The organism is Roseateles sp. P5_E8 (assembly GCF_054177665.1).
Map to the genome: position 1 here is coordinate 1 of NZ_JBGCUM010000111.1, position 4,999 is coordinate 4,999.

The 4,999-nt window shown below is 72.9% G+C and carries 2 protein-coding genes and 1 pseudogene; all 3 read left to right on the forward strand.

Features of this window, described 5'->3' with window-relative positions; translation table 11 throughout:
• Positions 1-1,566 (forward strand): annotated as a pseudogene (locus ACXRVZ_RS27300) (preprotein translocase subunit SecA); the annotation flags it as partial.
• Positions 1,567-1,877: 311 nt separating this feature from the next.
• On the forward strand, positions 1,878-2,687 hold the full coding sequence (locus ACXRVZ_RS27305) for an efflux RND transporter periplasmic adaptor subunit (protein WP_457423920.1): 810 nt from the start codon (positions 1,878-1,880) through the stop codon (positions 2,685-2,687).
• A partial coding sequence (locus tag ACXRVZ_RS27310) for a DUF4347 domain-containing protein (RefSeq protein WP_458233099.1) occupies positions 2,684-4,999 on the forward strand: 2,316 nt, incomplete at its 3' end. The genes ACXRVZ_RS27305 and ACXRVZ_RS27310, both read left to right, overlap by 4 nt.

Sequence of the window (4,999 nt, forward strand, 5' to 3'; positions counted from 1 at the left end):
GCATGGCGCGGCGCCGCTGCGGCCTGCCGCCGCGTGGCCAGCCTGGCACAGCAGGCAGCTGCCGGACCGCTGCCGGGCGATCTCGCCGAGCTGCTGCGCGCCACGCGGATGCGGCTGCGCCGGGAAGGCCTGTCAGCCGGCGCTGTGGCTGCGGCACTCGGCCTCGTCGCCCGCATCGCCGCCGACACGCTCGGCCTGGCGGCTAGACCGACCCAGCTCTTCGCCGCCGCCGCGCTGCTGGACAACCGCATGGCCGAGATGGCAACCGGTGAGGGCAAGACGCTGGCCATCGGCCTGGCCGCCGCCGTCGCCGCACTGGCCGGCATGCCGGTCCACGCCATCACCGCCAACGACTACCTCGCCGCCCGCGATGCCGCGCGCCTGACGCCTTTGTTCAGTGCACTGGGCCTGCGTACCGCTGCGCTGGCCGGCGTCAGCGGCGATGACGCGCGACGCGCCGTCTACGCCCACGACATCGTCTACGCCACAGCCAAGGACCTCGCCTTCGACTTCCTGCGCGACCGCCTGGCGGGCGCGGCGCCGCTGCTGCGCGGCCTGTGCATGGCCTTGCTGGACGAGGCCGACAGCATCCTGCTCGACGAGGCCGAAGTGCCCCTCATCCTGTCGCGCGCCGCGCCGCATGCCGCGCGCCGGGCCTTCCTCTGGCAGGCGCTGTCGCTCGCACGCGGCCTGACGGCGGGCGCGGACTTCTCGCTGCACGCGGCCGACCGGCAGGCCCGGCTGACCACCGCCGGCGAAGAGCGACTGGCCGGCCTCGCGGCGGGCCTTGGCGGCCCCTGGCTGCGGCCGCGCTACCGCCGCGAGGCCGTGCTGACGGCGCTAGCGGCGCTTCACGTCTACCGGCGCGCCGAACATTACGTGGTGAGGGACGGCGCCGTCGAGCTGCTGGACGAAGTCACCGGCCGCATCGCCATCGGCCGTGTCTGGTCGCGCGGGCTGCACACCGTGGTGGCGCTGAAGGAAGGCCTGCGCCCGCCGGCCGAGACCGAAACCGTCGCGCAGACCACCTTCCAGCGCTTCTTCCAGCGTTACTGGCGGCTGGCCGGCATCAGCGGCACGCTGAAGGAAGCCCGCGCCGAGTTACGCGAGGTCTACGGCGCCACCGTCGTCAACGTGCCGCTGCACTGGCCCAGCCGCCGCGCCGACGGCCCGGCGCGCGGGTTTGTAACCGTGAGCGCCATGTTCGAAGCGGTCGCCACACGCGCCGCCGAGCTGCGCGCCGCCGGCCGGCCGGTGCTGATCGGCACCGACAGCGTCGAAGCCTCACAGGCCCTGGCCGCCCGGTTGGCAGAAGCGGGCATCGAGGCCGCCGTGCTGAACGCGCTGCACGACGCCCAGGAGGCCGCCATCGTCGCTGCCGCCGGGCGCTCCGGCCAGGTAACCGTCGCCACGCGCATGGCCGGGCGCGGCACCGACATCGAGCTGGACGACGCCGCCCGCGCCGCCGGCGGCCTGCACGTCATCTCCTGCCAGCACAACCTGTCGCGCCGGCTCGACCGCCAGTTGGCCGGCCGTGCGGGCCGCCACGGCGACCCGGGCAGCACAGAACGCTGCTTCGTGCGACTTCCTTCCACTCCAGAAAAGCCCGAAAACGCCGACATTGAGTGGATATGGATACCACCAACCGCCGTCGCCGGCTGGCTGCGGAGCGCCACCCTGCTCCGGGCCTGGACCCAATGGCGAGAAGAACAGCGGCGCGCCGTGATGCGCCGCCGCCTGCTGGAGCAAGACCTGCACTGGGAGCGCCGGCTCTCCTTCGCCGGGCACGACGCCTAGGCGCCCTCGCCGGCGCCCTGGCGCTGCTGAGCGGCGCGCCGCTGGCCCTCGCCGCCCCCGCTGCTGCGGCGAACAAGCCGATGGGCTGCCTGATCGAGCCCGACCAGGTCGCCGAGGTCGGCTCGCAGGTCATCGGCCTCGTCGAGCGCCTGCATGTCGACCGCGGCGCCTCGGTGGCCGCTGGCCAGCCGCTGCTGAAGCTGCGCGCCGACGTCGAGCAGGCCAATGTGGGCGCCGCGCAGACGCGTGCGCGCATCGACGCCGACATCATGGCCGCCGCGGCCAGCCACGATCTGTCGCTGCAGAAGGTCAAGCGCGCCGAGGCGCTCGTGGCCCAAGGCTTCGTGTCGGACCAGGCCGTGGAGCAGGCGCGAGGCGAGGCCGAGGTGGCCAACCAGAAGCTGCGCCAGGTGCGCGGCCAGCAGCGCATCTTCGAGCAGGAGCAGCGCGTGGCCGACGCCCAGCTACAACTGCGCACCGTGCGCAGCCCCTTTGCCGGCGTCGTCGTCGAGCGCTACGTCAACATGGGCGAGCGCGTGGAAGACCGACCGCTGATGCGCATCGCCGTCATCGACCCGCTGCGCGTGGAGCTGATGGTGCCGACCGCGCGCTATGGCCAGATCGCGGCGGGCGACAAGATCACCATCCGCCCCGAGCTGCCCGGTGCCGAACCGGTCGTTGCGACCGTCAGCCACATCGACCAGGTGCTGGACGCGGCCAGCAACAGCTTTCGCGTGCGCCTGAGGCTGCCCAACCCCCAGCACCGCCTGCCGGCCGGCCTGCGCTGCAAGGCCGACCTCGCCGACGCGCCCGCGCCGGCTAGCGCTCGCAAGGCCGCCACCACGGTGGACGCCCGCAAGCCGAGCGGGACCAAGGCTCCGACGTTGTGAACCCCTTCCGGCGCGCGGCCGACCCCGCCCGCACTGCGGCCGCCTCAGCCATGCCGGCCGCCAGTTGGCGCCTGCTGGCCGAGGTGATGGAGCCGCGCATCCTGCATTCGGCCGACCTGGCGCCGCTGCTGTGGAGCGGCGACGCGGCCCTGCACGCTTCCACCACGACGGTGCCCGCGAGCGCGACCGTCACGCGCACCGAGATCGTCTTCGTCGACATCGGTGTGCCCGATGCCCAGTCGCTGATCGCCGACCTGCAGGCCCAGCGCGACGCCGGCCGGCCCATCGAGATCATCACCATCGGCGCCAGCGACGACGGCCTGGCGCTGATCGGCGACACGCTGGCCGCGCGCCATGACATCAGTGCCGTCCACGTGCTGGCCCACGGCAGCGACGGCCAGATGCAGCTCGGCAGCAGCCGCCTCGACGGCGCCACGCTGCTGCAGCGGGCCGGCGCCATCGCCGGCTGGAGCCAGGCGCTGACCGACGACGCCGATCTGCTGCTCTACGGCTGCGACCTGGCGCAGAGCGCGGCGGGCCAGCAGCTCGTGCAGGGCCTCGCCGCGCTGACCGGCGCCGACGTGGCCGCCAGCACCGACCTCACCGGCGCGGCGGCCGCCGGCGGCAACTGGGTGCTCGAATACGCCACCGGCGGCATCGAGGCCGCCGTGGCGCCGACGCTGTTCGCACAGGCCCAGTGGCGCGGCGTGCTGGCCACCTACACCGTCACCAGCACCGCCGATTTCGCCGGCGCGGCCAACGTGGCCGGCACGCTGCGCTGGGCCATCAGCCAGGCCAATGCCCACGCCGGCACCGACACCATCGTCTTCGCCATCGACGGCCGCATCGACCTGGCCGCCGGCACCGGCGACGACAACAACGCCGGTGGCGACTTCGACATCACCRGCAGCGTCCGCATCGTCGGCAACGGCAGCACGCGCACCGTCATCAACGGCGCCGGGCTGGACCGCGTGTTCGACGTGCGCGGCGGCACGGTCAGCCTGTCGGGCCTGACGGTGCAGGGCGGCGCCAGCAACAGCGGCGCGGGCATCCGCGTGACCGCCAATGCCGACCTGGACCTCAGCGACGCGGTCGTCCAGGGCAACGTCGGCAAGGGCGGCAGCAAGGGCGGCGGCATCTACAACGCCGGCACGCTGACGCTGCTGCGCACGCTGGTGCAGAACAACGGCGACACCAGCTCCGGCGACGTCGACGGCGCCGGCATCTACAACGCCAGTGGCGCGACGCTAACAGCGCGCGATGTCGAGATCCGCGGCAACGTGGCCGCAAGCAACAAGGACGGCGGCGGCCTCTACGTCGAAGACGAGTCCAGCGCCGTGCTGGAGAACGTGACGCTGGCTGAGAACCTGGCCAGGCGCGGCGGCGGCGTATGGAGCAGCGGCACCGTCAGCGCGGTGAACGTGACGGTCAGCGGCAACACGGCCACGGCCCAGGGCGGTGGCCTGTGGTTCGACAAGGGCAGCATGAGCCTCGACCACGTGACCGTCGCGGGCAACAGCAGCATCCTTGGCGGCGGCATCTACCAGCACGACGCCGTCAATGACGTCGTCGTGTCCAACTCCCTTTTTGCCGCCAACACCGGCGACAACAGCAACCGCGTGGCGCTCACCTCGGCCGGCTACAACCTCAGCGACGACAACTCGATCAGCTTCGACGCGGCCACAGACCGCACCAGCGTCGCCACCAGCGCGATCGCGCTGGGCGGCCTCGCGGACAACGGCGGCTTCGGGCGCACGATGGCCATTGGCTCGACCAGCCTGGCGCGCAACGCCGCCAACCCGCTCACGCTGCTGGGCGCCGACCAGCGCGGCACGCCCTACGTCCTGCGGGCCGACATCGGCGCCTACGAGTACAGCGTCCTCGGCCTCGCCCCGACCATCAGCACCATCGCCCCCCAGACGCTCGCCGAAGACACGGCCGCCACGCCCATCGCCTTCAGCGTCGCCGACGCGCAGACCGCCGAGAGCAGCCTGATCGTCACGGCGACGTCCAGCAACGCCGCCCTGCTGCCAACCGCCAGCCTCGTGCTCGGCGGCAGCGGCGGCGCGCGCACCCTCGGCTTCACGCCGCTGGCCAACGCCAGCGGCACGACGACGATCACCGTGACCGTGTCGGACGGCCTGTTCAGCACCAGCACCAGCTTCGTGCTGACGGTGCAGCCGGTCAACGATGCGCCGCTGCTGAGCCTGCCGGCGGCGCAGGCCGTCAACGAAGACGGCGTGCTGAGCTTCAGCGGCCTCGCCGCGCCGAGCATCAGCGACATCGACGCCGGCAGCGGCTGGATGCAGATG